This window comes from Nonomuraea sp. SBT364 (assembly GCF_001083785.1).
Taxonomy (GTDB): domain Bacteria; phylum Actinomycetota; class Actinomycetes; order Streptosporangiales; family Streptosporangiaceae; genus Nonomuraea.
This window is the reverse complement of sequence record NZ_LAVL01000019.1, coordinates 14,837-39,912: the sequence shown is the minus strand read 5'-3', so window position 1 is coordinate 39,912 and position 25,076 is coordinate 14,837. Positions and strand designations below refer to the sequence as shown.

Annotated in this window: 26 protein-coding genes; 10 read left to right on the top strand and 16 right to left on the bottom strand. The window is 71.2% G+C overall.

The window, feature by feature from the left end:
* Nucleotides 1-27: 27 nt before the first annotated feature.
* Nucleotides 28-927 carry an RNA polymerase sigma-70 factor gene (locus ADY59_RS12240; protein WP_049561606.1) on the bottom strand — a complete coding sequence of 300 codons (900 nt, stop codon included), beginning with the start codon at nt 925-927 and terminating at the stop codon, nt 28-30.
* 168 nt (nt 928-1,095) lie between these two features.
* Here ADY59_RS12240 and ADY59_RS12235 point away from each other — a divergent pair, with 168 nt between their 5' ends.
* The gene (locus ADY59_RS12235) at nt 1,096-1,836 is read left to right on the top strand and encodes an SDR family oxidoreductase (protein WP_049561605.1); all 741 of its coding nucleotides are present in this window, start codon (nt 1,096-1,098) and stop codon (nt 1,834-1,836) included.
* 4 nt (nt 1,837-1,840) lie between these two features.
* Here the strand turns inward: ADY59_RS12235 and ADY59_RS53310 are convergent, their stop codons facing one another.
* The 4 genes from ADY59_RS53310 to ADY59_RS12215 form a co-directional block, all read right to left on the bottom strand.
* A complete protein-coding gene (locus ADY59_RS53310) occupies nt 1,841-2,092 on the bottom strand; it encodes a dihydrofolate reductase family protein (RefSeq protein WP_269433580.1) in 252 nt (83 codons plus the stop codon).
* A 345-nt stretch (nt 2,093-2,437) separates the two neighbouring features.
* A complete protein-coding gene (locus ADY59_RS12225) occupies nt 2,438-3,664 on the bottom strand; it encodes a cytochrome P450 (protein WP_049561603.1) in 1,227 nt (408 codons plus the stop codon).
* 40 nt (nt 3,665-3,704) lie between these two features.
* Nucleotides 3,705-4,553, bottom strand: coding sequence for an SDR family NAD(P)-dependent oxidoreductase (locus ADY59_RS12220; protein WP_049561601.1), 849 nt, complete (start codon nt 4,551-4,553; stop codon nt 3,705-3,707).
* Nucleotides 4,554-4,596: 43 nt separating this feature from the next.
* Nucleotides 4,597-5,040: a hypothetical protein gene (locus ADY59_RS12215; protein WP_049561599.1), complete on the bottom strand. Its 444-nt coding sequence runs from the start codon at nt 5,038-5,040 to the stop codon at nt 4,597-4,599.
* Between the two features lie 161 nt (nt 5,041-5,201).
* Between ADY59_RS12215 and qcrB the strand changes: the two genes are divergently transcribed.
* Complete coding sequence (qcrB, locus tag ADY59_RS12210; protein ID WP_049561596.1) at nt 5,202-6,809, top strand: cytochrome bc1 complex cytochrome b subunit; 1,608 nt, start codon at nt 5,202-5,204, stop codon at nt 6,807-6,809.
* 70 nt (nt 6,810-6,879) lie between these two features.
* Here the strand turns inward: qcrB and ADY59_RS12205 are convergent, their stop codons facing one another.
* The 3 genes from ADY59_RS12205 to ADY59_RS12195 all read right to left on the bottom strand — a co-directional run bounded on the left by ADY59_RS12205 (nt 6,880) and on the right by ADY59_RS12195 (nt 9,800).
* Nucleotides 6,880-7,800 carry an RNA polymerase sigma-70 factor gene (locus tag ADY59_RS12205; protein ID WP_049561594.1) on the bottom strand — a complete coding sequence of 307 codons (921 nt, stop codon included), beginning with the start codon at nt 7,798-7,800 and terminating at the stop codon, nt 6,880-6,882.
* A gap of 123 nt (nt 7,801-7,923) precedes the next feature.
* Nucleotides 7,924-8,355 (bottom strand): peptidase inhibitor family I36 protein, encoded by a 432-nt coding sequence (locus tag ADY59_RS12200; protein WP_049561591.1) that lies wholly within the window; start codon nt 8,353-8,355, stop codon nt 7,924-7,926.
* Between the two features lie 41 nt (nt 8,356-8,396).
* Nucleotides 8,397-9,800 (bottom strand): serine hydrolase domain-containing protein, encoded by a 1,404-nt coding sequence (locus tag ADY59_RS12195; RefSeq protein ID WP_063780639.1) that lies wholly within the window; start codon nt 9,798-9,800, stop codon nt 8,397-8,399.
* 117 nt (nt 9,801-9,917) lie between these two features.
* Between ADY59_RS12195 and ADY59_RS12190 the strand changes: the two genes are divergently transcribed.
* Nucleotides 9,918-10,364, top strand: coding sequence for a MarR family winged helix-turn-helix transcriptional regulator (locus ADY59_RS12190; RefSeq protein ID WP_049561589.1), 447 nt, complete (start codon nt 9,918-9,920; stop codon nt 10,362-10,364).
* Nucleotides 10,361-10,975 (top strand): NAD(P)-dependent oxidoreductase, encoded by a 615-nt coding sequence (locus ADY59_RS12185; RefSeq protein ID WP_049561586.1) that lies wholly within the window; start codon nt 10,361-10,363, stop codon nt 10,973-10,975. The genes ADY59_RS12190 and ADY59_RS12185 overlap by 4 nt, the downstream gene beginning before the upstream one ends.
* A 4-nt stretch (nt 10,976-10,979) precedes the next feature.
* Here the strand turns inward: ADY59_RS12185 and ADY59_RS12180 are convergent, their stop codons facing one another.
* The 4 genes from ADY59_RS12180 to ADY59_RS12165 are packed head-to-tail and all read right to left on the bottom strand — an operon-like array spanning nt 10,980 to nt 16,093.
* Nucleotides 10,980-13,004: a glycoside hydrolase family 2 protein gene (locus tag ADY59_RS12180; protein ID WP_049561583.1), complete on the bottom strand. Its 2,025-nt coding sequence runs from the start codon at nt 13,002-13,004 to the stop codon at nt 10,980-10,982.
* A gap of 22 nt (nt 13,005-13,026) precedes the next feature.
* On the bottom strand, nt 13,027-13,869 hold the full coding sequence (locus ADY59_RS12175) for a carbohydrate ABC transporter permease (RefSeq protein ID WP_049561580.1): 843 nt from the start codon (nt 13,867-13,869) through the stop codon (nt 13,027-13,029).
* Nucleotides 13,866-14,732, bottom strand: coding sequence for a carbohydrate ABC transporter permease (locus ADY59_RS12170; protein WP_049561577.1), 867 nt, complete (start codon nt 14,730-14,732; stop codon nt 13,866-13,868). Before ADY59_RS12170 ends, ADY59_RS12175 begins: the two co-directional genes overlap by 4 nt.
* Nucleotides 14,729-16,093 (bottom strand): ABC transporter substrate-binding protein, encoded by a 1,365-nt coding sequence (locus ADY59_RS12165; protein ID WP_049561571.1) that lies wholly within the window; start codon nt 16,091-16,093, stop codon nt 14,729-14,731. The genes ADY59_RS12170 and ADY59_RS12165 overlap by 4 nt, the downstream gene beginning before the upstream one ends.
* Before the next feature lie 121 nt (nt 16,094-16,214).
* Here ADY59_RS12165 and ADY59_RS12160 point away from each other — a divergent pair, with 121 nt between their 5' ends.
* Nucleotides 16,215-17,228, top strand: coding sequence for a LacI family DNA-binding transcriptional regulator (locus ADY59_RS12160; RefSeq protein WP_049561569.1), 1,014 nt, complete (start codon nt 16,215-16,217; stop codon nt 17,226-17,228).
* Nucleotides 17,229-17,244: 16 nt separating this feature from the next.
* Here the strand turns inward: ADY59_RS12160 and ADY59_RS12155 are convergent, their stop codons facing one another.
* Nucleotides 17,245-17,838, bottom strand: a complete 594-nt coding sequence (locus ADY59_RS12155) for a TetR/AcrR family transcriptional regulator (protein WP_049561567.1) — start codon at nt 17,836-17,838, stop codon at nt 17,245-17,247.
* Nucleotides 17,839-17,895: 57 nt separating this feature from the next.
* Between ADY59_RS12155 and ADY59_RS12150 the strand changes: the two genes are divergently transcribed.
* Nucleotides 17,896-19,821 carry a fumarylacetoacetate hydrolase family protein gene (locus ADY59_RS12150; protein ID WP_049561564.1) on the top strand — a complete coding sequence of 642 codons (1,926 nt, stop codon included), beginning with the start codon at nt 17,896-17,898 and terminating at the stop codon, nt 19,819-19,821.
* The gene (locus ADY59_RS12145; RefSeq protein WP_049561708.1) at nt 19,818-20,387 is read left to right on the top strand and encodes a DUF2867 domain-containing protein; all 570 of its coding nucleotides are present in this window, start codon (nt 19,818-19,820) and stop codon (nt 20,385-20,387) included. The genes ADY59_RS12150 and ADY59_RS12145 overlap by 4 nt, the downstream gene beginning before the upstream one ends.
* Nucleotides 20,388-20,390: 3 nt before the next feature.
* Here the strand turns inward: ADY59_RS12145 and ADY59_RS12140 are convergent, their stop codons facing one another.
* On the bottom strand, nt 20,391-20,852 hold the full coding sequence (locus ADY59_RS12140) for a TipAS antibiotic-recognition domain-containing protein (protein WP_049561561.1): 462 nt from the start codon (nt 20,850-20,852) through the stop codon (nt 20,391-20,393).
* A gap of 94 nt (nt 20,853-20,946) precedes the next feature.
* Between ADY59_RS12140 and ADY59_RS12135 the strand changes: the two genes are divergently transcribed.
* Complete coding sequence (locus ADY59_RS12135) at nt 20,947-21,876, top strand: hypothetical protein (RefSeq protein ID WP_049561559.1); 930 nt, start codon at nt 20,947-20,949, stop codon at nt 21,874-21,876.
* Between the two features lie 20 nt (nt 21,877-21,896).
* Here the strand turns inward: ADY59_RS12135 and ADY59_RS12130 are convergent, their stop codons facing one another.
* Nucleotides 21,897-22,262 carry an SgcJ/EcaC family oxidoreductase gene (locus ADY59_RS12130; protein WP_049561556.1) on the bottom strand — a complete coding sequence of 122 codons (366 nt, stop codon included), beginning with the start codon at nt 22,260-22,262 and terminating at the stop codon, nt 21,897-21,899.
* 90 nt (nt 22,263-22,352) lie between these two features.
* Here ADY59_RS12130 and ADY59_RS12125 point away from each other — a divergent pair, with 90 nt between their 5' ends.
* Together ADY59_RS12125 and ADY59_RS12120 are read left to right on the top strand one after the other, a co-directional pair.
* The gene (locus ADY59_RS12125; protein WP_049561553.1) at nt 22,353-22,925 is read left to right on the top strand and encodes a TetR/AcrR family transcriptional regulator; all 573 of its coding nucleotides are present in this window, start codon (nt 22,353-22,355) and stop codon (nt 22,923-22,925) included.
* A 51-nt stretch (nt 22,926-22,976) separates the two neighbouring features.
* Entirely contained in the window at nt 22,977-23,657 is a 681-nt protein-coding gene (locus ADY59_RS12120; protein ID WP_049561552.1) for a 2-phosphosulfolactate phosphatase, read from the top strand.
* A gap of 99 nt (nt 23,658-23,756) precedes the next feature.
* Here ADY59_RS12120 and ADY59_RS53305 read toward each other — a convergent pair whose 3' ends face one another.
* On the bottom strand, nt 23,757-25,061 hold the full coding sequence (locus ADY59_RS53305; RefSeq protein WP_082310042.1) for a CHAP domain-containing protein: 1,305 nt from the start codon (nt 25,059-25,061) through the stop codon (nt 23,757-23,759).
* Between the last annotated feature and the right edge of the window lie 15 nt (nt 25,062-25,076).

The window sequence follows — 25,076 nt, the reverse complement described above, 5'->3', positions numbered from 1 at the left end:
TCGGGGCAGGGTGGCCGTACGTGCGCGTCAGTGGCCCATGGCGGTCTCCCGCTGCACGCGCGACAGCTTCTCGGGGTTGCGCACGTAGTAGAGGCTGGTGATCAGGCCGTCCTCGACCTGGACGGCCAGGACGCCGTCGAGCTCGCCGTCGAGCCGCACGAGCAGCGCGGGACCGCCGTTGATCTGCGCCGGCTCCAGCGACATCGCGGCGCCGAATCTGGTCAGGGCGTTGACGAGCCGGCGGCCCAGCCTGGCTGCCCCCTCGACGGGCCGCGGCATGGCCTGCTTCACCCCGCCGCCGTCGCTCAGAGCGACGACGTCGGGGGCGAGGATGTCGAGCAGGCCCTGCAGATCGCCCGTTTCGACCGCCCGCTGGAACGCCGCGAGCGCGCCCCGGGTCTCGGCCGGGGAGGTGACCCCGCGAGGCCGGCGCGCGGCGACGTGGGAACGCGCCCGGTGGGCGATCTGGCGGACCGCGGCGGAGCTCTTCCCGACGGCGTCGGCGATCTCGTCGTAGTGCAGGTCGAACACCTCGCGCAGCACGAACACCGCCCGCTCGGTCGGCGTCAGCGTCTCCAGCACCAGCAGCATCGCCATCGACACGCTCTCGGCCAGCTCGACGTCCTCGGCCACGTCCGGCGCGGTCAGCAGCGGCTCGGGCAACCAGGGGCCGACGTAGGACTCCTTGCGGCGGCCGAGCGCGCGCAGCCGCATGAGCGCCTGCCGGGTGGTGATCTTGACCAGGTACGCGCGGTGGTCGAGCACGCCGTCGAGGTCCACGCCCGACCAGCGCAGCCAGGTCTCCTGCAGGACGTCCTCGGCGTCGGCGGCCGAGCCGAGCATCTCGTAGGCGACCGTGAACAGCAGGTTGCGGTGGGCGACGAACACCTCGGTGGCGAGATCCGGGTGGTCCGCGACGCCTGCCATGGATAACTCCTGTCTGTTCGCATTCGAGTGCCTCGTCCACAAGATGCCCGGCCCTGCGACTTTGTGACACCGCAGCGTGTGGCGTACGTCATACGGGCGGGCCTGTCACAGGGGCCGGGCCGCCGGCATCTCATGCTCGACCAGCTACAACGGTAAAAGGAGTGCACCATGGATGCCCGTACCACGTCGGTGTTGATCACCGGTGGCAACAAGGGACTCGGCTTCGAGGCCGCCCGGCGGCTCGGCGAACTGGGGTGGACGATCTTCCTCGGCTCGCGTGACGAAGGCCGGGGACGGGCCGCCGCCGGCAAGCTGACGGCCGGAGGCGCCAACGTGGTCATGGTCCCGCTGGACGTGACCTCCGACGAGTCGGTGGCCGGCGCCGTACGGCTCGTCAAGGAGCACACCGACCGGCTGGACGTGCTGATCAACAACGCCGGCGCGCCCGGGAACGTGGTCGCGCCGGCGGACGCGACGGCCGACGAGATCCACGCCGTCTACGACACCAACGTGTACGGGCCGATCAGGGTCACGCACGCGTTCCTGCCCCTGCTGCGGGCGGCCGAGCATCCGCGGGTGGTGATGGTGTCCAGCGCCGTCGGTTCCTTCGCGGTGGTGATGGACCCTGAGCAGCCTTCCGCGAAGCTGCACGAGCTCGCCTACAGCACGTCCAAGACGGCGCTGAACATGATCACCGTCCGGTACGCCAAGGCGCTCCCCGAGATCAAGTTCAACTGCGCCACGCCCGGAGAGGTCGCGAACCGCACCTACGCCGCCACCGACATGAACAACCACACCGGCCGGCTGACCGTCACCGAGGGCACCGACTCGATCGTCGGGCTCGCGACGATCGGCCCCGACGGGCCCACCGGCATCTTCGTCGACCGCCTCGGCCCCATCGCGTGGTGACGCCTCATCGGCCGACGAGGTAACGCAGGTGCGTCACCGTCCCCTGGACGGGCTCGCCCTCCGGGACCAGCTCGGCCCGCTCGCCGGCGAACAGCGGCGTGCCCGCGCCCAGGAGCACGGGGACGAGGTGGATGCGCACCTCGTCGAGCAGGCCCGCCCTGAGGAGCGGCCGCCAGCCCGTCGAAGACGAACGTCCCGCCGTTGCCGGCGAGAAGGTTCTCCCTGGTCCGGTGCGTGACCACGAAACTCGGCACACCGGGCCAGGGCGTGCCGTCCCACGGGCGCAGGCCGAGGTCGAAGGTGCGCCGTCCGATGACGACGGCTCCCACCGACGCGTCCACGGCTTCGCGGACGCCGGCGTCGGCCCCGCCCGCTCCCATCCACTCGTGCAGTCGTTCGCCGCCGATGCCCATCGGCTCCGCCTCACCGACGTCCGGGCCGGTCGTGAACCCGTCCAGGGACACCGACACGTCCAGCACGACTCTGCTCATCCGGCTCTCCTTCGCTCCGCTGCCGTCACGGGAAGGTCGGAGCCGCCGCGGCCACTTTGACATCCCCGGGACGCGGGCTTCGCCCTGTCCGAGGGCTCCCGATCACTCCCTCACCAGGTGACCGGGAGTTCGGCGGCGCCGTAGATGATGGCGTCCGTCTTGAACGGCAGGTCGTCGACCGGGGCGGCGAGCCGCAGGGTGGGGATGCGGCGGAACAGCGTGTCGAAGACGATCTGCAGCTCCATCCGGGCCAGGTTCTGGCCGAGACACTGGTGCGGGCCGAACCCGAAGGCGAGGTGATGGCGAGCCTCGCGTTCGATGTCCAGTTCGCCCGGGTTCTTGAACACGGAGGGGTCCCAGCTGGCCGACAGCCCGGAGACGATGACGCCCTCGCCGGCCTTGATGCTCGCCCCGCCGATCTCCACGTCCTCGGTGGCCGCCCGGGCGGTGACCCCGTCGGCGATGGCGAAGAAGCGCAGCAGTTCCTCCACGGCCATCGGCGTCTTGCCCGGGTCGGCCTTGATGAGAGCCAGTTGCTCCGGGTGGCTGAGCAGGGCGAGCACGCCGAGCGAGATCATGTTCGCGGTGGTCTCGTGCCCGGCGGTCAGCAGCAGGAAGGCCAGGCTCACCAGGGCCTGGTGGTCGACGCCGCCCTCCTCGCGCTGCCGGGCGATCTGCCGGCTGAACAGGTCGTCACCCGGCTCGGACGCCTTGCGGGTGACCAGGTCGTCAAGGTAGGCGCGCAGCTCGGCGAAGGCGCGCATGCGCTCCTCCGGCGACGAGCCCCGCCGCACCGCCACGGCTGTGCGACTCTGGAAGAAGTCGTGGTCGGTGTAGGGCACGCCGAGCATCTCGCAGATCACCAGCGACGGGACCGGCAGGGACAACGCCCGCACGAGGTCGACCGGGCGCTCGTCGGTCGCGAGCAGGTCGTCCACGAACCGGTCGACGATGCCCTGCACCTGCGGCCGCAGCGCGGCCAGCCGCTTCACGGTGAACTCGCTGATCACCGGGCGGCGGGCCGCCGCGTGCTCCATGCCGTCCATGCCGAGCATCAGCGGCGGCTGGTCGCGGAGCTGCCGCAGGGTCGCGGCGTCGAGGTTGTAGAGCGGGAAGCCGTCCTTGCGCCGGTCGGAGGAGAAGCGGCGGTCGGCGAGGATCGCGCGGGCCTCCTCGTGCCCGGACACCCACCATGCCTCGGTGCCGTTCACCAGGCGGACCTTGCTGATCGGCGCCTGCTCGCGCAACCGCTCGTAGGCGTCGGGCGGGGCGAACGGGCAGCCCCGCTCGACCGGCAGCTCCAGATCGGCGAGTTCGTCGGCGACGCTGTTCGTCATGGATGACCTTTCGGTGATCGAAAGCTGTTCGGGACGTGGCTCAGGCGGTCTGCCCGAGGTTGCCGTGCGCCTCCTTGGAGATGTCCTGCCAGTCGGTCCAGGTCTTGAGCCGGTCGGCGTAGGCCTTCTGGATCATCGGGTAGAAGCCCTGGCCGAAGAGCACCCGCAGCGGCGGGTTGTCGGAGTCCACCAGCTTGAGCAGCGCCTGGGCAGCCGCGGCCGGGTCGCCGGCGGGCTGCTTGCCGGCCATCGCGCCGAGCCGCCGGCGCAGGCCGTCGTAGGCCGGGTCGGGCTCGGCCATGAAGCCGTTGTTGAGCGGGTCGGGGTTCTTGCCGGAGCGGGTGGCGAAGCCGCCGGGCTCGATGATGGTCACCTTGACGCCGAACTCGGCGACCTCGCCGGCGAGGGCCTCGTTCAGGCCCTCCAGAGCCCACTTGGAGGCGTGGTAGGCGCCGCCGAGGGGCATCGCGATGAGGCCCGCGGCCGAGGACAGCTGGATGATGTGCCCGGCTCCCTGCTCACGCAGGTAGGGCAGCGCGGCCTGGACCACCCAGACGGCGCCGAACACGTTCGTCTCCATCTGGTCGCGCAGCTGCTGCTCGGTCAACTCCTCGATCGCGCCGACCTGGGCGTAGCCGGCGTTGTTCACGACGACGTCCAGGCGGCCGAAGTGCTCGGCGGCCCGCTTGACGCTCTCGAAGACGGCGGCCTTGTCGGTGACGTCCATCTCCAGCGGGAGCACCGCGTCGCCGTAGGCGGCGACCAGGTCGTCGAAGCCGGCGGTGTTCCTGGCGGTCGCGGCCACCCGGTCGCCGCGGGACAGGGCCGCCTCGACGAAGTTGCGGCCCAGGCCGCGGGACGAACCGGTGACGAACCAAACCTTGCTCATGATGTGTTTCCGTTTCTTTCTGGATGACAGGCCGGGAGTGGTCTCACCACTCCGGGCGGATCTCGGTGAACAGCCGCAACGTCACCGGCCGTGGCAGGAACCAGGCGGGCAGCCGCAGGCTCGACGGTGAGAAGACCGTCTCCAGGACGATCTTCACGTAGGGGCGCTCACCGGGGATCTCGGCGCACAGGACCGAGACGGGCGAGCGCACCTCCTGACGTCCGAACCGCAGCCAGGCGTGCCCGTCGCGATCGAGCTCCGCCGACTCCCAGTGCAGCACCGGCGGCTCGGCGCGGCGCGACGGCAGGGGGAGCTGCAGCGCGAATCCCGCGAGACCCGCGTGGGGTCGCAGGTAGAAGGCGCCGTCGAGGCGCGGCAGCGCGAACAGGAGCCTGGGGCCCTTGCGCGTGCTCGTGGTCAGCGTCGCCTCGGTCGCCTCCAGGACGATTCGCCAGGAGCCGGGGCCGATGTGTGAGGGCGTCGCCATGGTTCACCTCGCCGTGGTTCGGACGTGCGTCAGTCACACATAAGACGCTTGACCCTCACCAGTTGTGACATGCCGTCCGCTGCCCGAGACGTCGGCAATGTCACAATCCACCGCTTTCAGGCGTCTTAGTGGGGAACGCGGACAGAGAGGGAGTCGCACCCATGCAAACCGGACCGAAGGCGGTCCCCGGCAGCATTGCCCGGACATCATCGTTCCTGGACGACCGCCTCGGAGCGGCCCGTTTCCTGAACCGCAACCTACGCAAGATCTTCCCCGATCACTGGTCCTTCCTGCTGGGCGAGATCGCGCTCTACTCGTTCGTCATCCTGCTGCTCACCGGCACGTTCCTGACGTTCTGGTTCAAGCCGAGCATGGGCCACGTGGTCTACGACGGCGTCTACGCGCCGCTGAAGGGCGTGCAGATGTCGCAGGCGTACGCCTCGACGCTGGAGATCAGCTTCGACGTGCGCGGCGGGCTGCTCATCAGGCAGATCCACCACTGGTCGGCGCTGCTGTTCATCGGCGGCATGATGGTGCACGCGCTGCGGGTGTTCTTCACCGGCGCCTACCGCAAGCCGCGCGAGCTCACCTGGATCATCGGCGTCACGATGCTCGCGCTGGCCCTGCTGGCGGGGCTGACGGGCTACTCGCTGCCGGACGACCTGCTGTCGGGGGCCGGCCTGCGGGTGACCGAGGGCGTGCTCATGTCGCTGCCGCTGGTCGGCACGTTCGCGACCTTCCTGCTGTTCGGCGGGGAGTATCCGGGCGAGGACGTCGTCTCCCGGTTCTACTCGCTGCACGTCCTGCTGATCCCGGGGGCGCTGCTGGCGCTGATCTCGGTGCACCTGGTGCTGATGTGGGTGCAGAAGCACACCCAGATGCCAGGCAAGGGACGTACGCGCACGAACGTGATGGGCGCCCCGCTCTACCCGTCGTTCATGGCCAAGACCAGCGCGTTCTTCCTGTTCACGCTGGCCGCGGTGGCCGGGCTGGCCACCTTCGCGCAGATCAACCCCGTGTGGCTGTACGGCCCCTACAGCCCGGCCGACATCTCGGCCGGCTCCCAGCCCGACTTCTACCTGGGCTTCCTGGAGGGGGCGCTGCGCCTGATGCCCGCCTGGGAGGTCAACCTCTTCGGCACCGCCGAATCGGGCACGGTGCCGTTGAGCGTGGTCATCCCGGCGCTGGTGCCGCTGGGCGTCGTCCTCACCGGAATGGTGCTCTACCCGTTCGTCGAACGGTGGATCACCGGCGACAAGCGTGAGCACCACGTCCTGGAGCGTCCGCGCAACAACCCGCACCGCACCTCGATCGGCATGACCACCGTCGTCTTCTACGGCGTGCTGTGGCTGCTGGGGGCCAACGACGAGCTGGCCGCCACCTTCCACATCAGCCTGAACACCACCACTTACGCCGGGCGCGTCCTGGTGATCGCCGGGCCGGTGCTGGCCTACGTCATCACCTACCGGATCTGCCTCGGCCTGCAGCGCTCCGACGCCGAACTCGTCGGGCACGGTGTGCCCACCGGCGTGATCAAGCGTCTGCCCGGCGGCGCGTTCACCGAAGCGCACGTGCCGCTGGACGAGGACATCGAGGCGCACCTGCGTGGCAAGGAGGCCGTGCCGGTGCTCAGCGCGCCCAACGGCTCCGCCGTCCCGCCCGCCCGCATGCGCGGTCCGCTCGGCAGGCTGCGGGTCCGGATGTCCGCCGCGTACGGCGGGGAGAAGGTCGCCCTGGACGAGGAGCGCGACCGGTCCCTGACCCGCTGAAGGTCCATGTCCCACGGAAAAGGCCAGGCCCACGGCGTCACCGCCGTGGGCCTGGCCGCCGGTTCGAGGGTCAGGCCTGCCGGCGGCGGGCCCGGTTCTTCTCGCGGACGACCGCCCATACGTCCGCGACGGGGCCCAGGTGCCCGAGCTTGTCGGGGTTCATCACCGAACGGATGGTCTGGATACGCCCGTCGAGGATGTCGAGCGCCCAGGCGTTGATGACGTTGCCCTCGCGGTCGCGGAGGATCGCCCCCGGCTGGCCGTTGACCTCGTGCGTCTCCAGCACCGCGCCGACCAAGGCGAACGGGTGCACGGCGGTGGCCAGGAGCTGGACGACCTTCTCGGCGCCGCAGACGGGGAACTTGCCGCCGATCTTGCCGCCGTCGTCGTTGACCAGGAGGGCGTCGGCGGACAGCAGCTCGCGCAGCCTGTCGACGTCGCCCTTCTGGAGCGCCTGGAAGAACCGCCCGGCGAGCTCCTCGCGCTTCCTGCGGTCGGCCTCGAACCGGGGCCGGCCGTCCTGCATGTGGCGGCGGGCCCGGGACGCGAGCTGGCGGCAGGCCGCCTCCGAGCGGCCCACCGCCGAGGCGACCTCCGCGAAGTCGAACCGGAACACCTCCCGGAGCACGAAGACCGCGCGTTCGAGCGGGCTGAGCCGCTCCAGCAGCAGCAGCGCCGCCATCGACACCGAGTCGGCCAGCTCCACGGAACGTTCCGGGTCCTCGTAGGGATCGGTGAGCAGCGGCTCGGGGAACCAGTCGCCGATGTACTCCTCACGGCTCATCCGGGCCGAGCGCAGCACGTCGATCGAGATCCTGGTGATCGTCGCGGAGAGGAAGGCCTTGGTCGACGTGGGCCGGGTGGTGGAGGTCTCGAAACGCAGCCAGGTCTCCTGGACGGCGTCCTCGGCCTCGGTCACGCTGCCCAGGATCCGGTACGAGATCGAGAACAGCAGCGGCCGCAGTTCCTCGAATTCCGTCGCTCGTGTCATCGCAGTTCCCTTCCGATCCGGGGAACCATGAATCCCCTACAACAAGACGAGCGAGCCGACCGATTTGTGACATCGTGCGACCTTCAGGCTACGCCTCGGCGCCGCATGGGCGGGATCAGCGGGTCAGCACTCAGGCCCCCAGACCGCCTTGTGGATGTGGACCACCTTCTCGGACGAGCCGGTGCCGATCGTGGTCTTGTACGTGCCGGGGCCGGGGTTGTAGTGCAGGCACGTGACCTTCAGGGTCTCGCCCCCGCGATCCGGCGTGCCGAAGTACTTGTAGTGCCAGTAGATGCGCACGTGGTCGACGCCCGTCTGCGGGTTGCCGTTGTTGAACGCCCTGATGTCGGTGTCCCCGTTCCACGTGCCGACCGGTTCGGTCATGTTGCCGGCACTGGACCAGAACGGCTTGTCCTGCCCCTCGTACCAGAGGCAGAAGTTGCCCTTCGGGCAGCCGCTCGGGTTCGGTTCGGCGGCGGCGGGGACGGACAGCGCCGCCAGCATCACCGCGCTCACGGCGGCCCCCGCGGCGATGCGTCTGATCGTCGGCTTCATGAAAATACCCCCAGATCGAGCGAGATCGAATGTCCCGGACGCTACGCGGGCGCGCTTTCGTTCCGCTTTTGACGCACGGCGCCCCAGAGGCGTGCGGCGACCACCAGGAGGCCGGCGGCTGCGGCCGTCACCAGCCAGAGCATGAACGTCGGGTAGAGGTAGGCGAGCTGGATCCAGGCCGCATCGCGCCCGCGCGCCAGCACCCGGTGGATCGGCGCGATGGTCAGGCACAGCACGAGCGGCGCCAGGTAGGGCGCCGCCCGCCACAGCCGCCGTCCGGTGCGGCGCGCGGCCCACCGCGGGGCCCGTACGACGCCACGCGCGGCGAGCGCGACGGTCACCAGGGTGAGCAGGACGAACAGCGCGTCGGTGAGCACCGTGGACCCCACGCCGGGCTGCTCCGGGGTGCCGCCTTCGATGATGGCGACGATGCCGGTCATGAGGGTGTGCGCGTCGGAGAAGGCCATGCCGGTGTTGGCCATGACGGCGACGCCGTAGCCGGAGTCCGGCATCAGCAACTGGTGGGCGGTGGAGGTGAACAGGTCACCGCCGTGCTCCAGCACGGGGGTGCCGCGTCCGGTCTCGCTGATCTGCCAGCCGAGCGCGTAGTCCTCGTTCGGCTTCGACGGGGTGCGCATCTCCCGGACGGCCTGCGGGGACAGCAGGCCCGGCAGGCCGGCGTTCTGCGCGATGAGCCATCTGGCCATGTCGCCGGCGGTGCTGATCACCCCGCCCGAGCCGTTCCCGAACCCGGCGGGTTCGGGCAGGGCGACGGCCCGGCCGAGGGCGTACAGATGGCCGCCGGCGCTGCCGGGCAGGTCACGCTCGGTGTCGATGGTCGTGCTGTGGTCCATGCCGAGGGGCTCGAACACGTACGTGTCGAGGTAGGCCGCGAAGGGCCGGCCGCTGACCACTTCGACGAGCCGCGCGGCGACCTGGGAGTTGGTGTTGTGGTAGCTGTAGGCGGTGCCGGGGTCCGTGGCGAGCTCGGCCGTCCTGAGCCGGGCGACGGCGCCCCGCAGCGTTTCCGGCTGCGGCAGGCTCTTCTCGCGGAAGGCCGAGTCGGCCATCCCCGAGGTCTGGTCGAGCAGTTGCCGCACGGTGATCTTCGCGGCGCGCGGGTCGGCCATCGTGAACTCGGGCAGGTAGCGGCGCACGGGCTGGTCGAGGGCGACCTTGCCCTCGTCGGCCAGGCGCATGACGGCCAGGGCGGTGAAGGACTTGCTGACCGAGGCCACCGCCATGGGGGTCGCGGCCGTGACGGGCTCGCCCTCGGCGGTACGGCCGTATCCGCGCGCGTGGACGATCTCGTTCCCCTTGGTGATCGCCACCGCGACCCCGGGCAGGCCCGTGGCCGCGCGGTACTGCTCGACATAGGCGTCGACCGACGTGGAAACGTTCGGGGTCAGGGCGAGAAACATGGCGATGAGGGCAGTTTTGAGCACCCGTCGAAGCTAGTGAAGCCCGGCCTCCACATCATCGTGGCAACCCGCCGCGTTCGTTACGGATAACCTCCAGAGGACAGTTGCCAAGTTTATAATATCTGTGTTTACTATCGAGTCATGGAAGCCACACCCTCGACCGGTTGGCTCGTCTGGCAGGTCGCGGTGCGCATGCGTGCCGCGCTCGACCGGGCGCTGGAGCCGCACGGCCTGACCAACACCCAGTACGCCGTGCTGGCCTCGCTGTACGGCCTGTCGCAGGGCGGGCGGCAGCCCTCGCAACGGCAGCTCGCCGACTTCGCCGGGCTGGAGCCGATGCACGTCTCCAAGCTCGTCCGCGCCCTGGAACAGGCCGGGCTGCTCGAACGCGCCGGCCATCCCGGCGACACCCGCGCCCTCCAGCTGACCCTCACCGCCCGTGGCGCGGAGGCCGTCGCCGCAGGCCGCCGGGCCGTGCTCGACCTGGAGCGGGAGCACCTGTCCCCGCTCGACGCCGGCCAGGTGGCCGACCTGCGCTCCCATCTCCTCGCCCTGCTCCACCACCTCGACGGGAAGGCCGCGCCATGAGGATCGCCGTGGTGGGGGCCACCAGCCGGACCGGTGCTCACCTGCTCGCCGAGGCCGCCCGGCGGGGTCACGAGATCACGGCGTCCACCCGCAGGCCGGGCGCGCTGCCCGCCGGCGTGCCGGTGCGCCGGACGGTCACCGGCGACGGGCGCGATCCCCGCGTCGCCGGCGAGGTGATCGACGGCGCCGACGCGGTGATCGCCATCGTCAACGGCGGCGATCGGGCGGACCCGCACCGGGCCGAGGAGGTGCTGCGCGCGGTCACCACGGCCATGGCGGCGGGCGGGGTGCGCAGGCTGGTCGTCACCAGCGCCTACCCGATCGTCGGTGACCGTCCCCGTGTGGCGATCTGGCTGCTCAACCGGCTGTTCGCCACCTCCTACGCGGACGTGCGCGCGATGGAGGCGCAGGTCCGGGCCACCGGCCTGGACTGGACGGTCGCCCGGCTCAACCGGCTGACCGACAAGCCGCCGGCCGGCCGCACCGTCTGCACCCCGGACCTGCTGCCGCGCCCGCGGGCCCTGACACGCGCGGACGCCGCCGCCCTGCTGCTCGACCTGGCCGAGAGCCGGGAGCGAAGCCGCGCCGCCGTCAACTGCTGCGGCGCCTGACGGGTCAGGGGCGGTCGTCGCCGATGACGAACCCGGTGTGGGTGTCCACGTCCACGGCCGAGCGGGCGAGCACGGCGCCGCCGCTGACCAGGGCGAGGTGCAGCCGCCCGCTCGTCCAGCCGGCCGGCAGCGCGGCGCGGACCTCGGCGGGGCCGCTGAGCAGGAACGGCTTGGCCTCGATCCGCGGGCCCTCGACGCCGGGCAGCGCCGGGGCCCGGCCGAACACCGGGGTCCAGGCCGCGTGCAGATGCCCGCTGACCGGCTCGGTCCCGTGGTGCGAGACGCGGACGGGCACGGTGACCTCCCGCTCCGCGCTGAGCAGGTCACGGCCCGGTGCGACGGGGACGACGTCCAGGACGAGCGCGGTCACGGCGTTCACGTCCGCCGGGTCCACCCCGGCCAGGTCCTTGGCCCGTCGCTCGAAGTCCAGCAGCCCCGCCGACTCGTGCTCGACGTCGTACAGCTCGGTGTAGACGTAGCCGGCCAGCCTGTCGTGGCGGCGCAGTTCCTGGGTCTGCCAGCGCAGGTGCCAGGCGCGTTCGACACAGGTGAAGCCGCCGCCGTACTCGCTGTTGAGGTTCGGCAGGCCGCGCAGCGGCTGCGCCGGGACGCCCGCCAGCTTCTTGCGCACCACGAAGTCGGGACCGAGCCGGACGGGGAAGTCGTCCTGCTCGCCGTCGAGCAGCGCGGCGACCGTGCGCCCCCAGGAGGCGGCGGACTCGTCGTAGTAGTGCCAGTCGAGCAGGTCCGTCTTGACGTGCGCCCAGCCCGAGTTGTCCACGGCGGGCCTGGTCGGGTCGATCGCCTTGAGCAGGTCGTACGCGCGCGCGGTCGCCTCCTGCTTGGCCGGGTCGCCCGGGATGTCCCAGTCCAGGCCCCACTCCTCGTTGTACAGGCCCCAGATGACGACCGCGGGGGAGTTGCCGTCGCGTTCGACCATGGGCGCGATCTGCTCCTCGAACGCGGCCACCGACTCGGGGGAGAAACGGCCCGTCGCGGCGGGCTCCGCCCACACCAGCATGCCGAGCAGGTCGGCGTGGTGGACGAAGCGCGGATCCTCCAGCTTGAGGTGCTTGCGCACCAGGTTGTAACCCGCCGCCGCGGCCAGTTCGAGGTCGTGGCGCAGCGCGGCGTCGTCGGGGGCGGTGATGCCGGTGCGCGGCCAGTAGCCCTGGTCGAGCACGCCGCGCACGAACAGGCGGCGGCCGTTGAGGTAGAGGTCCTCGCCGATCGCCTCGACGCGGCGCAGCCCGGTGTAGGCGGCGACCCGGTCGGTGCCGCAGGCGGAGACCAGCTCGGCGTCCACGTGGTAGAGGTACGGGTCCTCGGGCGACCAGAGCCGCGGCCCGGCCACGGGAAGCACGGTCCGGCCCGTACCGGCGACCGGGATCTCGGCCGTCGCGCCCGTCTCGCGGACGGTCAGCCGCAGCGTCGCCTCCGACGGGCCCTCGACGCGGGCCGTCACCTCGATGCCGTCCAGTCCGGGGGTGGGGCGCAGCGCCAGCGCGGCCAGGTGCGTGGCGGGCCGCGCCTCCAGCCACACGCTCTGCCAGATCCCCGACGACGGGGTGAAGCACACGCCGTCGAAGTCGTCGCGCGGGATGCTGCGCTGCTTGCCGTGCGCGAGTTCGCGCTTGTCGAGCGGCGCGGAGACACGTACCACGACCTCCTGCTCGCCCTCGCGCAGCGCGTCGGTGACGTCGGCCTCGAACGGCGTGTAGCCGCCCCGGTGCGTGGCCACCTCGACGTCGTTCACCCAGACGGTGGCCTCGTGGTGCACGGCGCCGAAGTGCAGCACCACGCGCTGCCCCGCCCAGCCCGGCGGGACGGTGATCCGGCGCCGGTACCAGGCCAGGGGCAGCCAGTGCGCCTCGATGCCCGAGGCCGGGGTCTCCCAGGCGAAGGGCACGGTGATGGTGGCGTTCCAGTCCCGCTCGGTGTCGGGCCGGAAGTCCCAGTCACCGTTCAGGCTCGACCAGGTGTGCGACCGGTCGAAGTGGGGCCGGGGATATTCCGCATGCGGCGTCATGATGCTCCGTTTCAGATCGGGGTCAGCCCTTGACGCTGCCCGCGAGGATGCCGTTGATGAAGTGGCGCTGCAGCAGGACGAAGATCACCAGCAGCGGCAGCATGGCGATGCTGCCGGCGGCCAGCAGCTCGCCCCACACGGTGGCGAAGTCGGCGCCGATCCGGTTGCCGGTGATGTTCTGCGCCAGCGTGGCCAGCACCACCTGGAGGGTCTGGTGCGAGGTGTCGTTGACGGCGACCACCGGCCAGACGAAGTCGTTGTAGACGTTCATGGTGGTGAGCACGGCCAGCGCGGCCAGCCCCGGCCGGATCACCGGGAGCACGACCTTGGCGAAGATGCCGAACTCGCCGGCCCCGTCCACCCGCCCGGCGTCGATGAGCTCGTCCGGGATGGCGGCGATGGTCTGCCGCATCCAGAAGATGCTGAACGCGTCGATGCTGCCCGGCAGGATCAGCGCCTGGTAGGTGTTGACCCAGCCGAGCGCGCTCATCTCCAGCAGCAGCGGGATGATCAGCACCAGCGTCGGCAGCATCAGGGTCAGCATCACCACGCCGAACAGCGCGTTCTTGCCGGGAAATGTGTACTTGGCGAACGCGTAGCCGGCCAGCGGGCAGAAGAACATCGTCATCGCCCCCTTGACCGCCAGCACCAGCGCCGTGTTGGCGAACCCGGTGCCGATCGGCACGTCGGCGAACATCGCCCGGTAGTTGTCCAGCGTCAGCGCGCCGATCGACAGCGGGCTGCTGATGATCTCGGCCGCCGGCTTGAAGGAGGAGCTGATCGCCCACCAGATCGGATACAGGAACGCGAGGGCGAGCACCGTCAGCAGCACGTACTGCGCGACGCCCGGTCTGGTCCGGTTCATGACACCTCGTCTTTCGGCCGCAACAGCCTGACCGCGCCCAGCGACAGGCCGAAGACCAGCAGGACCAGCAGGAACGAGTTCGCGGCGCCGGTGCCCAGGTCGGAGGCGGCGATGTGCTCGTACAGGTAGAGGCCCGCGGTGGTGGTGGAGCCGTACGGGCCGCCCTCCGTGGTCACGAACGGCTCGGCGAACATCTGGAAGACGGCCAGCGTCTGCACGACCACCAGGAACGCCATGCTCCTGCGCACCAGCGGCACGGTGATCGACCAGAACTGCCGCCACCGGGACGCGCCGTCGAGGGCGGCGGCCTCGTACACGGCGCCGGGGACGGCCTGCAGGCCCGCGAGCAGGATGATGATCGCGAACCCGGTGGTCTTCCACAGGAACAGCAGCGCCAGCGTCGGCTTGGACCAGAGCGTGGTCGTCAGCCACCCCACGTCGGGCAGGCCGACCAGGTTGAACAGGTAGTTGACCAGGCCGTAGTCCTCGTCGAACACCACGATCCACACCTGCGCCATGGCCACCAGCGGCGTCACGAACGGCGCGATGAACGCCACCCGGTACAGCCCGCGCAGCCGCAGCCTGGCGTTGGCCAGCAGCACCGCGCCGCCCAGCCCGGCCACGACCTGGATGGGCACGATGAGCAGCCACATGATCGCGCTGTTGCCGAGCGACGACCAGAACTCGGGGCTGGTCAGCAGGTACAGGTAGTTGTCCGCGCCGACCCAGTGGGCCGCGCCCGCGCCCCGCCAGCGCATGAAGCTGAGCTGCAGCGCGTAGATCAGCGGGTAGACGCCGAACGCGGCGAAGACCACGAAGAACGGGGCGACGAACAGGTACGGCGACAGCCGCGCAGACCTCATGAGCGGTCGATCAGGTTGCGCTGGATCTTCTCGGCCGACTCGGCGATCACCTGGTCGGGCGACATCTTGCCTTCCATCAGGCGCTGCACGTTGTTGCCGAGGTAGTCCACCGACTGGGCCCACCACCAGGGGATCGGCGCGGCGGCCGGGATGGTGGCGGCGGCGTCGACGGCGACCTTCCACAGGTCCTGGCCGCCGAGCGCGTCGATCGGCTCGAACAGCGGCTTGGCCGGGTCCAGCGCGGGCTTGAAGCTGGGCACCGAGGTGGACAGGCCGCCGGGGTAGACGTCGTTGGGCCCGTACACGGCGGAGATGCCGGGCTCGGTGAAGCACAGGAACTCGTACAGCAGCCAGGCGAGCTCGGGGTTCTTGGCCTTGGCGGGGATGACGAAGCTGCTGCCGCCCATCGCGCCGCTGCGCGCGCCGCCGGGCGTCCAGGCCGGCAGCGGCGCGGCCCGCCACTTGCCCTTGGTGGCCTTGAGCAACTGCTGCGGCGCGAACGACCACCAGATCGCCCAGGGCACGAACACCTGCTGGCCGCTGTCGAGGGTGTTGACGTCGGCGGGCTCGAGGTAGGGGGCGTGGGTGACCAGGCCGTCCTCGACCGCGGTCCCGATCCAGGTGAAGATCCGCCGGTACTCCTCGGAGTCGAGCCGCAGCTTGCCCTGGGCGTCGGTGAGGCTGGTGCCCTGCTGGTTGGCGAGCATCTCCAGCCAGAGCTGGCCGAGGAACGGGTTCTTGTCCAGGTGGATGGGCCTGGTCTTCGGGTCCTTCTCCTTGACGGTCCTGGCCGCCGCCAGCAGTTCGTCGTACGTGGTCAGGCCCGCGGGGTCGACGCCCGCGTCCTCCAGGATGTCCTCGCGGTACCAGAGCAGCCCGGGATCCAGGTCCCACGGCACGCCGTAGATCTTGCCGTCGACGGTGTTGACGGACAGCTTGTACGGCGCGGCCCGGTCGCGGTAGGGGGCGATGAGGTCGGTCAGGTCGTAGAGGTGCTCGGCCTGCCCGCCGATCTTGGCGTCGTCCCAGAAGCTGCCGTCGGGCACGCCGGTACCGCTGATCAGCGTGTTGGCCAGCTTGGCGTCGACGTCCACGGCCTGGTGGTGGACCGTGACGCCCGGGTGGGCCTCGCGGAACTTGCCGATCGCCGCGTCGAACACCTTGAACAGGTCGCCCGAGCGGTTCCAGATCGTGATCTCGCCCTTGGCCGACGACGCCGAGGCGGTCGGCGCGGCCAGCTTGCTCGGCTGAGCGGCGGGGCCGCCCGGGGCGCACGCCGCGAGCGAGCCGGTGGCGGCGAGCGCGCCCATGCCGAGGGCTCCCTTGAGGAAGCCGCGACGGGCGAGCGGGGGTGTGGACATCTTGGGACTCCTCGGCATGGCAGCTCTGCAACGATGCAGACATCATGCATACTTGTCTGCAACGATGCAAGAGCGGGTTTGGGATCTTCCCAGTCCCCACGGCGGGAGGTACAAGAGACGCATGCCCGGTCCTACCTTGCGTGACGTCGCCAAGCGGGCGAACGTATCGATCCGCACCGTCTCCAATGTGGTCAACGGTTACGCGCCGGTCTCCGACGAGTTGCGCACCCGGGTGCAGGCCGTGCTGGACGAGCTCGACTACCGTCCCAACCTGATCGCCCGCAACCTCAAACAGGGCCGTACCGGGATGATCGCCCTGGTCGTCCCGGAGCTGGACGTGCCGTACTTCGCCGAGCTCGCCCGCGAGGTGATCACGGCGGCCCGCGCGCACGGTTACGTGGTCATGATCGACCAGACCGACGGCGCCGTCGAGCGGGAGCGTGAGCTGCTCGGGCGGGACTCACGGGCCACGTTGTTCGACGGGCTGCTGCTCAGCCCGCTCGCCGTCACGGCCGAGGAACTGCGCGGGCGCGCCAACCGGATCCCGATCGTGCTGCTCGGCGAGCACATCTTCAACGGCAGCTTCCACCACGTGGCCATCGACAACGTGGCCGCCGCCCGCGAGGCCACCGCGCACCTGCTGGGGCTGGGCCGGCGCCGGGTGGCCGCGATCGGCGACCAGCCGTACGCGACGGGGGAGACGGCCCAGCTGCGCACCATCGGCTACCGCCAGGCGCACGCCCACGCGGGCCTGCCGGTGGACGAGGAGCTCATCGTCGCCACGCCGCACTTCCACCGGCGGCTCGGCGCGCAGGCGATGGAGCGGCTGCTCGCGCTGCCGGAGCCGCCCGATGCCGTGTTCTGCTACAACGACCTGCTGGCGCTCGGCGCCATGCGGGCCCTGACCAGGGCGGGCCGGCGCGTGCCCGGCGACGTCGCCGTGGTGGGCCTCGACGACATCGAGGAGGGCCAGTACAGTACGCCCAGCCTCACCACGGTCGCCCCCGACAAGGGCGAGATCGCGCGCGCCGCCGTGGAGACGCTGATGGAGTCGATCAACGGCCGGGCCGCCAACCCCGCCGAGATCGTGGTGCCCCACCGGCTGATCGTCCGCGAGAGCACGACCGGCGGCTGATCCGCGAGGTGGCCGATCACCGCCCCGGGGCGCCGGGTGGCAGCAGCCCGGCCACCAGCGTGCGCAGCGCGGCCAGCGCCGCGTCGGCGTCGACCCGGTCCGGCGCCAGCAGCCACTGCTGGTGGATGCCGATGCCCGCGCCGATGATCATGACGGCCAGCGCCTCGGCCGACAGTCCCGGCGGCAGCGGCAGCCGTTCCAGGGACCGCCTGCAGTGCTCACGCAGCACGGCGTGGATCTCGGCGTAGCGGCCCCGGATGGGGGAGTCCGGCTCCAGCGCCTCGACCAGGAGCGTGACGAACAGCTTGGTGGTCGGCGCGCCGAACAGGGCCCCCACGCCGCGCGTCAGCTGCTCGAACCCGGCCGCCACGTCCGGCGCCTCGTCGGAGAGACCCGCGCGGATCGCCTCCACCGAACGTTCGAGCACGGCCAGCAGCAGGCCCTCCTTGCTGCCGAAGTGCCACGGGATCGAGCCCCTGCTGATCCCGGAGCGCTCCGCCACGTCGACGAAGGTCGTCTGCCGGTAGCCCTTCTCGGCGAACAACCGCGCGGCCGCGGCGAGGATCAGCTCACGGCTCTCGTGACTGGTCTGCTCTCGTCGTGTTGTCACACACCCTCCTTCTGTGCTAGCAATCGTATTCTATGTTAGCTAACACAGGAGGACGATGTGCGTTTCGTGTCCTATGCCGCCGCTGACGGCGATCGCGCCGGTGTCCTCGACGGTGACCTCATCCACGCCTTCCCGCCCGGCATCACCCTGGCCGGACTGCTCGGCCCCGGGCTGCGGCAGGCGGGGGAGCGGGCGCTGGCCGAGCCCGGCGAGGTCACGGCACTGGCCGGCGTCACGCTCAAGGCGCCGATCCCCAGGCCCCCGTCCTTCCGAGACTGCCTGTGCTTCCTCGACCACATGCGCGGCTGCCTCAGAGCCATGGGCGGCACGGGCGAGCTGGAGCCGACCTGGTACCAGATCCCGGCCTTCTACTTCGCCGCACCCGCCACCGTCATCGGCCCTCACGACGACGTGCCGGTCTCGCCCGGCAGCGCCTGGTTCGACTTCGAGCTGGAGATCGCCGCGGTGATCGGCACCGCGGGCCGCGACCTGACCCCCGAACGGGCCGCGGACCACATCGCCGGCTACACCCTGATGTGCGACTGGAGCGCCCGCGACCTGCAGGGCCTGGAGAGCCAGCTCAAGATCGGCCAGGCCAAGGGCAAGGACGGCGCGACCACGCTCGGGCCGTGGCTGGTCACCCCCGACGAGCTGCCCTTCGGCCCGGACGGCAAGCTCGCGCTCCGCGTCCGCGCGGAGGTCAACGGCGAGGTCATCGGTGAAGGCCGGACGGACACCATGGACTGGTCCTTCGGCGAGGTCGTCTCGTACGCCTCCCGCGGCGTGGACCTGCTGCCCGGGGACGTCTTCGGCTCCGGCACCGTGCCCGGCTGCTGCCTGATCGAGCACCTCGACCTCGGCGACCTCGGCGCGTTCCGCGGCTGGCTCAAGGACGGCGACGTGGTGCGGCTGCAGGCCGAAGGGCTGGGGGAGGTGCGCCAGACCGTGCGGGCCGGCACCGCTCCGCACCCGCTGGCGCTCAGGCCCGACCCCGCCGCCACCCCGCGCCCGCCGCGCGTCAACCCGGCCCGCTCCGCCGTGCCGTACACCGAGGGGCTGCACCGGATCGGCGACGGCGTCTGGGCGTGGCTCCTGCCCGACGGCGGCTTCGGCCGCAGCAACGCCGGGCTGGTCGCCGGCGACGGCGCGTCGCTGCTGGTCGACACGCTGTACGACCTGCGGCTCACCGCCGGGATGCTGGACGGCATGCGGCCGGTCACCGACCGGCATCCGCTGAGCCACGCCGTGCTCACCCACGCCAACGGCGACCACACGCACGGCGGGCAACTGCTGGCCGGCACGGTGCGTGTCATCGCCGCCGAGGGCACCGCGCACGAGATGCGCACCGAGATGGCGCCGGAGCTGACGGCCGCCCTGCAGGTGATGGACCTCGGGCCGACGCTCACGCGATACCTGCGCGAGCGCTTCGGCGGCTACGACTTCGGCGGCATCCGCCTGCGCGCCCCCGATCAGACCTTCGACCGGCGGCTGAGCGTCGAGGTGGGCGGCCGCGAGGTGCGCCTGCTCAACCTCGGCCCCGCGCACACCGAGGCCGACACCGTGGTGCACGTTCCCGACGCGGGCGTGCTGTTCGCCGGCGACCTGCTGTTCACCGGCTGCACACCGATCGTGTGGAGCGGGCCCATCGCCAACTGGATCGCCGCCTGCGACACGATGATCGCCCTGGACGCGCCGACGGTCGTGCCGGGCCACGGCCCGGTGACCGACGCCGCGGGCATCCGCGCCGTACGGGACTACCTCTCCCACGTCGTGGAGCAGGCCGACACCGCCCACGCCAAGGGCCTGGACCTGCGGGAGGCGGTGTCCGGGATCGACCTGGCGCAGTACGCCGGGTGGCTGGACGCCGAACGGGTCGTGGTCAACGTCTATCAGCGCTACCGCGAGATCCACCCCGGGCAGCCCGGACTCGACAGGTTCGCGCTGTTCGCCCTGATGGCCGAATGGGAGGCCGCCCGCTCATGAGACTTCCCGACACCGCGCACACCTCGGTCCCGTGGCGTATCCACACCGTGGCCCACGACTTCCGGCTGGAGGACGTGTGGGCGCTGCCGACGCCCGGCGGCCCCGGCGACCTCGCACGGCTGGTCGCCCAGATGGCCGGCGGCGAAGGCCGCTTCTCCGGGCTCAGCCGCGGGCTGTTCGCCCTGCGCTGGAAGCTCGGCGAGCTGTTCGGCTGGGACGGGCCCGACTCCCGTGTCGGCGCGCGGGTGGAGTCGCTGCGCCACCGGCTGCCCGCCGACCTGCGTGACGGCCCGCGCGGCCCGGACCCGCGCGCGGTGCCTCTCACGTCGGTCTACCTGACCGGCACCGAGTGGGCGGCCGAGATGGCCAACCGGACGGTGCACACGGTCATGCACATCGGCTGGGTCCCGGACGGATCGGGCGGTCACCGAGGGCAGATGGCCGTGCTGGTCAAGCCGAACGGACTGTTCGGCAGGGCGTACATGGCCGCGATCCGGCCCTTCCGTCATCTGGTCGTGGACCCGGCGCTGATCCGGATGATCGGCCGAGGCTGGCGCCGCCCCTGAGGGCTATCCCTTCGCGGCACGCGCGGCGTTGGCCGTGATCGCCTGCCGCAGCCACTCCGCCGCGCCCGGCCGGGTGCCGGCCTCGATGCCCGCGCGGAACCGGGGATCGTCCACGTACAGCTGACTCTTCAGCACGTGGAAGTCGTGCGTGGTGTCGTAGAACCAGCGGGAGATGTGCTGCCGCTGCGCCTCGGCCACGTCCATCGCGGCCTCGCCCGACGGGTCGGTGCCGGTGTCCATCAGCTCGCGGATCCGCGCCTCGATCGCCGCGTTGTCACGGTTGATCCGCTCCCAGTGCTCCTTGCCGTAGGCGGCGACCCGCTTCGCCGACTGCGCGTACGCCTCCGAGTCGCCCCACCGCTGGGCCACCTCGTCCAGGTACTCCTCTTCGTGGTCGGCCCACTCGCCCCAGACCTCGCGCTTCTCCTCGGCGGTGAGCGGGGAGCCGATCTTCTTGTCTCTCATGCTCCCGACCGTACGGACTCACGTCGCGTGAGGGTCAAGCCGCAGTTTTCCGTAATTTTATTTCCAGAAAACAGAAAATTGTTAAAGTGCCTTCGTGCTCCTCCCCGACACCCCCGGCGAAGCCGTCACCGTGACCCCCTGCAAGCAGTGCGGGGCGGCGATCGAGCAGCGGCGGGGGAGAGGCCGGCCCAAGGAGTACTGCCCCGACGGCGACTGCCAGGCCAGAGCCAAGCGCGAGCGGGAATTGCGGCGGGCGACGCCCGGCCTGGAGGGGGCGCTGGCCCGGGCCGAGCAGCTCTACGATCGGATGGAGTACGGGCTCGCGGCGGCCATCGAGCCGCTGGCGCGGGCACTGGCCGAGGAGCTGAGCCCGGCGGGGGTGGAGGCGCGGCTGAGCGCCGTGCAGGCGGAGGCCTACACGCGGGTGGCGATCGCGCGCACCGAGCGTGAACAGGCCTTCGAGCAGGTACGCCTGGCGCGCGAGGCGACCGAGCACGCCCGGCGGCAGACGGCCGACATGCGGGTGCGCCTGGAGGATGCCGAGGCGGAGCGCGACACCGCGCTGGCCGACGCCGAACGGGCCCGGGAGCAGGCGCTGGCCGCGCTGCGCGAGGCGTCCAGCACCGAGCGGCAGGCGTTGCAGGCCGCCGAGGAGGCCGGGCGGCGCGCGGAGCTGGCCGAGCGGCGGGCCGAAGAGGCGGCACGACGCGTCGAGCTGACCGAGCGGGCCAGGGATCAGGCCGTCCAGGAGCTGGCCGAGCGGGTGGAGGCGGCTCAGGCGCGTACCGATGAGGCCCGCGCGCAGGCCGTACAGGCCGCGGAGGACGCCGAGCGGGCGCGGCGGGAGAGTGCGCGCGCCCGGGAGGAGACGGCGGCGGCCGGGCGCGAGCGCGACCAGGTGCTGCTCGACCTGCGCCTGGAGCGGGCGCGGCTGGAGGACGTGCGGGCCCAGCTGGAGGCGGCCCGGGCGGAGGCGGATCGGCTGCGGGAACGCGCGGTGGCGGCCGAGCTGCGCAACCGCTGACCCGGCCGCCGTCCAGCGGGCTAGCTGATCGGCGTCGTCTGGGCCAGGGCGATCAGCCACCTGCCGTCGTCCTTGACGAGCACGAACGTCAGTGCCCCGCGCCGGCCGTCGTTGACGTGCTTGACCAGGCTGGCGACGGCCACGTCTTCCCGCGGGAACGTGACGCCCAGCAGCTCGTTCCTGGTGAGGACGTCCTTCAGCGGGGTCTCCAGCGCCTTGGCCATGACTTCGCCCACCTGGTCGCGGCCCTGCAGCCGGATGCCGGTGAAGTTGACGAGTGACACGTCCCCGGTCAGCAGGCCGGTGAACCCGTCCACGTCGTTCTGCAGCTTCTCGGCGTCACGCACGACCTGCTCGATCGCCGCCGTCTCGGTGTTCGCGTCCATGTGTCCTCCTTCATTGCGGAGCGATTCGCTCCGGTATGGTGGACGCTACACCGGAGTGAAACACTCCGCAACTTGCTAGGATGCGCGGTGATGACCACACGCACCGGCCGCGCGGAACGCAACGACCGCGCGCTCCTCGAAGCCGCCCGGGCCGTCCTCGCCGAGGACGGGGCGCATGCCTCCGTCGCCGCCATCGCCGCCAGGGCGGGGGTCGGCATCGGCAGCCTCTACCGGCGCTACCGGACCAAGGAAGAGCTGTTCCAGCGGCTCCTCGTCCTGTCCCTGGAACACTGGAACGAGGCGGCCGAGCAGGGCCTGGCCGACCCCGACCCGTGGGCGGGGCTGGCCGGGTTCGTCGGCGCGTGCGTGGAGTCCCGCCGCGGTGACGACCTGCTCGACGCCCTGGTGCGGCGCGCGCACGACGCCGGCGTGCTGCGTCCCGACGTCACCGCCGTCGACATCTCGCTGCTGATCGAGCAGCTCGGCCGTTCCCCGCTGGTGGATCAGCTCCGCAAACAGGGCAGGGACGACCTGCTCCCCGTGGCCGTGCGGGCACGCGCGCGCCTGGTCGCGATCACGCTCGACGGGCTGCGGTCCGGCGCCCCGGGCCGGCTCCCCGGCGACCCGCCGGGTGAGGAGTTGTTCACCGGGCGCTGGGCCTGATGCGCCGCCCGGGAGGATCTCACCAGGTCCGTCATATGCGATCATGACCGAATGGACGCTCGTTTTCTCGGTATCGCCGATCTGACCGGAACCCCGTCCGTGGCGGTCGTCGTCGACGTCATGCGTGCTTTCACCGTGGCCGCGTGGGCCTTCGGCCAGGGGGCGGAGAAGATCGTTCTCGCCGCGTCGCTGGACGAGGCCCTGGCGCTCAAGGCACGCCATCCGGACTGGGTGACGCTCAAGGACGGTCCGCCCGCGCCCGGGTTCGACGCCGTCAACTCGCCGGGCCTGCTGCGCTCCATCGACCTCAGCGGACGGACCGTCGTGCAGAAGACCACGGCGGGGACGGTCGGCGCCCTCGCCGTCAAGGACGCGCCGCTGGTGCTGTGCGCCGGCTTCGTGGTGGCGGAGGCGACGGCTCGCCTCCTGCGGACGCGCAAGGCGGACAGCGTCACCTTCGTGGTCACCGGCGACGACGGGCAGGCCGAGGAAGATCTGGCGTGCGCTCAGTACATCGCCCGGAGGGTCATCGAGCCGGGGGCGGACGTCGCCGAGTTCGGCCGCCGCGCCGCCGACTCGCGCGCCGCCTCCGACCTGGCGGCGGGACTGCGTCAAGGGTCCCATCCGGATGACGTCGCGCTCTGCCTCGAGGTCGACCGGTTCCCCTTCGCCATGGTCGCGGCCCTGGAAGGCTCGCTCATGGTTCTGCGGCAGGAGCCCCTCGAAGCCTGACCTCCTCGACGCGCTGCCCCGAGCCTGTCGTCGGCTGACGACGCCGAGCCGAGAGGGTCCCTCCGCCGCCTGCGGAGGGACCCTCTCGGCTCGATCAGGTCAGCGCCAGTTGCCGGCGATGGGGATGTCGCCGGGGTTGCCGAAGTGGAAGCCGATTTCGGCGTCGCCGGGGGTGTTGTCGTTGCGGAGGTAGAAGTAGCGGGTGTCGGGGCGGTAGACGCCGATGGTGGTGTAGCGGTCGCTGTTCCAGTTGCCGGTCAGGGGCCGGTCGTCGTGGCTGCCGTACTGGATGATGCGGGGGTTGGCGGTGCTGACGTCGGAGTTGATGAGGTAGAAGCTGGCGGTGGCGGGGCGGTAGACGCTGACGGAGTCGTCTCCGTCGCCGTCCCAGTCGCCGACGACGGGCTGGTCCTGGTTGTTGTTGCCGAAGTGGATGGTGCGGTCGGCGGGGCCGGCCCAGTTGTTGTTGCGCAGGTAGAAGGTGGAGTTGCTGGGCCGGTAGACGCCGACGGTCTCGTCTCCGTCGCCGTCCCAGTCGCCCGCGATGGGGATGTCGCCGGGGTTGCCGAAGTGGAAGCCGATCTCGGCGTCGCCGGGGGTGTTGGAGTTGCGCAGGTAGAAGTAGCGGGTGTCCGGGCGGTAGACGCCGACGGTGCTGGTGCCGTTGCCGTCCCAGTCACCCACCAGAGGCTTGTCATCGATGTTGCCGAACTGGACCGTGATGTCGGCGGGACCGGCCCAGTTGTTGTCACGCAGGTAGAAAGTGGCGTTGGACGGCCGATAGACGCCCGCGGTGGCGGAGACGGCCGAGACGGCGCCGGGCGGTGTCACGTAGCCGGAGATCAGCACGTCGCGCCGGCCCGCTCTCGCGGTGACGGGGTTGATGATCTTCCTGGTCACACGGTTGTTGTCGTTGCCGTCGATCGTGGTGATGGTGCCGTCGCCGTTGACCGTGTGGACGATGGAGACGTGCCCGCCCGTGCCCGAGCCGGGCTCGCCGTACACCGCGATGTCGCCGGGCAGCGGGGTGCCGCGCGAGCCGGCGGGCCGGCGCTTGAACAGGCTCCGCTCGACGCCCCACTGGCCGATCGCGGTCGCCACGTAGATGCCGCGTGGCGAGCCGGACACTCCGGCCTGCTCCCACACCCAGGTGGCGAACATCGCACACCAGTCATCGCATAACGGACCATATTTCTGGCACTGGGCGCTGGTACCGGTGGTGCCCACCTGGGAAGCGGCGGTGGCCGCGATGACACCGCGGCTCGGCGCGGCGTTCGCCGCCGCCACCTGGGGCAAGGCCAGATCCAGTGCGGCGGTGGCGCCCAGGGCCATGGCCACGCTGAGCATGACGGCGGCGACGCGGCTCGCCGTCCTGCGGGTTCGGAGAAGGTGTGTCGTCGACATGGTGAAATCCCTTTC

Coding starts and splice junctions, on each gene's coding strand:
- ADY59_RS12130 (WP_049561556.1), bottom strand. CDS start 22,262: ATGGACGCGAACACCGAGACGGCGGCGATCGAGCAGGTCGTGCGTGAC.
- ADY59_RS12190 (WP_049561589.1), top strand. CDS start 9,918: ATGGAAGCCACACCCTCGACCGGTTGGCTCGTCTGGCAGGTCGCGGTG.
- ADY59_RS12170 (WP_049561577.1), bottom strand. CDS start 14,732: ATGAGGTCTGCGCGGCTGTCGCCGTACCTGTTCGTCGCCCCGTTCTTC.
- ADY59_RS53305 (WP_082310042.1), bottom strand. CDS start 25,061: ATGTCGACGACACACCTTCTCCGAACCCGCAGGACGGCGAGCCGCGTC.
- ADY59_RS12220 (WP_049561601.1), bottom strand. CDS start 4,553: ATGAGCAAGGTTTGGTTCGTCACCGGTTCGTCCCGCGGCCTGGGCCGC.
- ADY59_RS12235 (WP_049561605.1), top strand. CDS start 1,096: ATGGATGCCCGTACCACGTCGGTGTTGATCACCGGTGGCAACAAGGGA.
- ADY59_RS12140 (WP_049561561.1), bottom strand. CDS start 20,852: ATGAGAGACAAGAAGATCGGCTCCCCGCTCACCGCCGAGGAGAAGCGC.
- ADY59_RS12120 (WP_049561552.1), top strand. CDS start 22,977: ATGGACGCTCGTTTTCTCGGTATCGCCGATCTGACCGGAACCCCGTCC.
- ADY59_RS12145 (WP_049561708.1), top strand. CDS start 19,818: ATGAGACTTCCCGACACCGCGCACACCTCGGTCCCGTGGCGTATCCAC.
- ADY59_RS12205 (WP_049561594.1), bottom strand. CDS start 7,800: ATGACACGAGCGACGGAATTCGAGGAACTGCGGCCGCTGCTGTTCTCG.
- ADY59_RS12160 (WP_049561569.1), top strand. CDS start 16,215: ATGCCCGGTCCTACCTTGCGTGACGTCGCCAAGCGGGCGAACGTATCG.
- ADY59_RS12200 (WP_049561591.1), bottom strand. CDS start 8,355: ATGAAGCCGACGATCAGACGCATCGCCGCGGGGGCCGCCGTGAGCGCG.
- ADY59_RS12215 (WP_049561599.1), bottom strand. CDS start 5,040: ATGGCGACGCCCTCACACATCGGCCCCGGCTCCTGGCGAATCGTCCTG.
- ADY59_RS12185 (WP_049561586.1), top strand. CDS start 10,361: ATGAGGATCGCCGTGGTGGGGGCCACCAGCCGGACCGGTGCTCACCTG.
- ADY59_RS12125 (WP_049561553.1), top strand. CDS start 22,353: ATGACCACACGCACCGGCCGCGCGGAACGCAACGACCGCGCGCTCCTC.
- ADY59_RS12165 (WP_049561571.1), bottom strand. CDS start 16,093: ATGTCCACACCCCCGCTCGCCCGTCGCGGCTTCCTCAAGGGAGCCCTC.
- ADY59_RS12180 (WP_049561583.1), bottom strand. CDS start 13,004: ATGACGCCGCATGCGGAATATCCCCGGCCCCACTTCGACCGGTCGCAC.
- qcrB (WP_049561596.1), top strand. CDS start 5,202: ATGCAAACCGGACCGAAGGCGGTCCCCGGCAGCATTGCCCGGACATCA.
- ADY59_RS12240 (WP_049561606.1), bottom strand. CDS start 927: ATGGCAGGCGTCGCGGACCACCCGGATCTCGCCACCGAGGTGTTCGTC.
- ADY59_RS12175 (WP_049561580.1), bottom strand. CDS start 13,869: ATGAACCGGACCAGACCGGGCGTCGCGCAGTACGTGCTGCTGACGGTG.
- ADY59_RS12225 (WP_049561603.1), bottom strand. CDS start 3,664: ATGACGAACAGCGTCGCCGACGAACTCGCCGATCTGGAGCTGCCGGTC.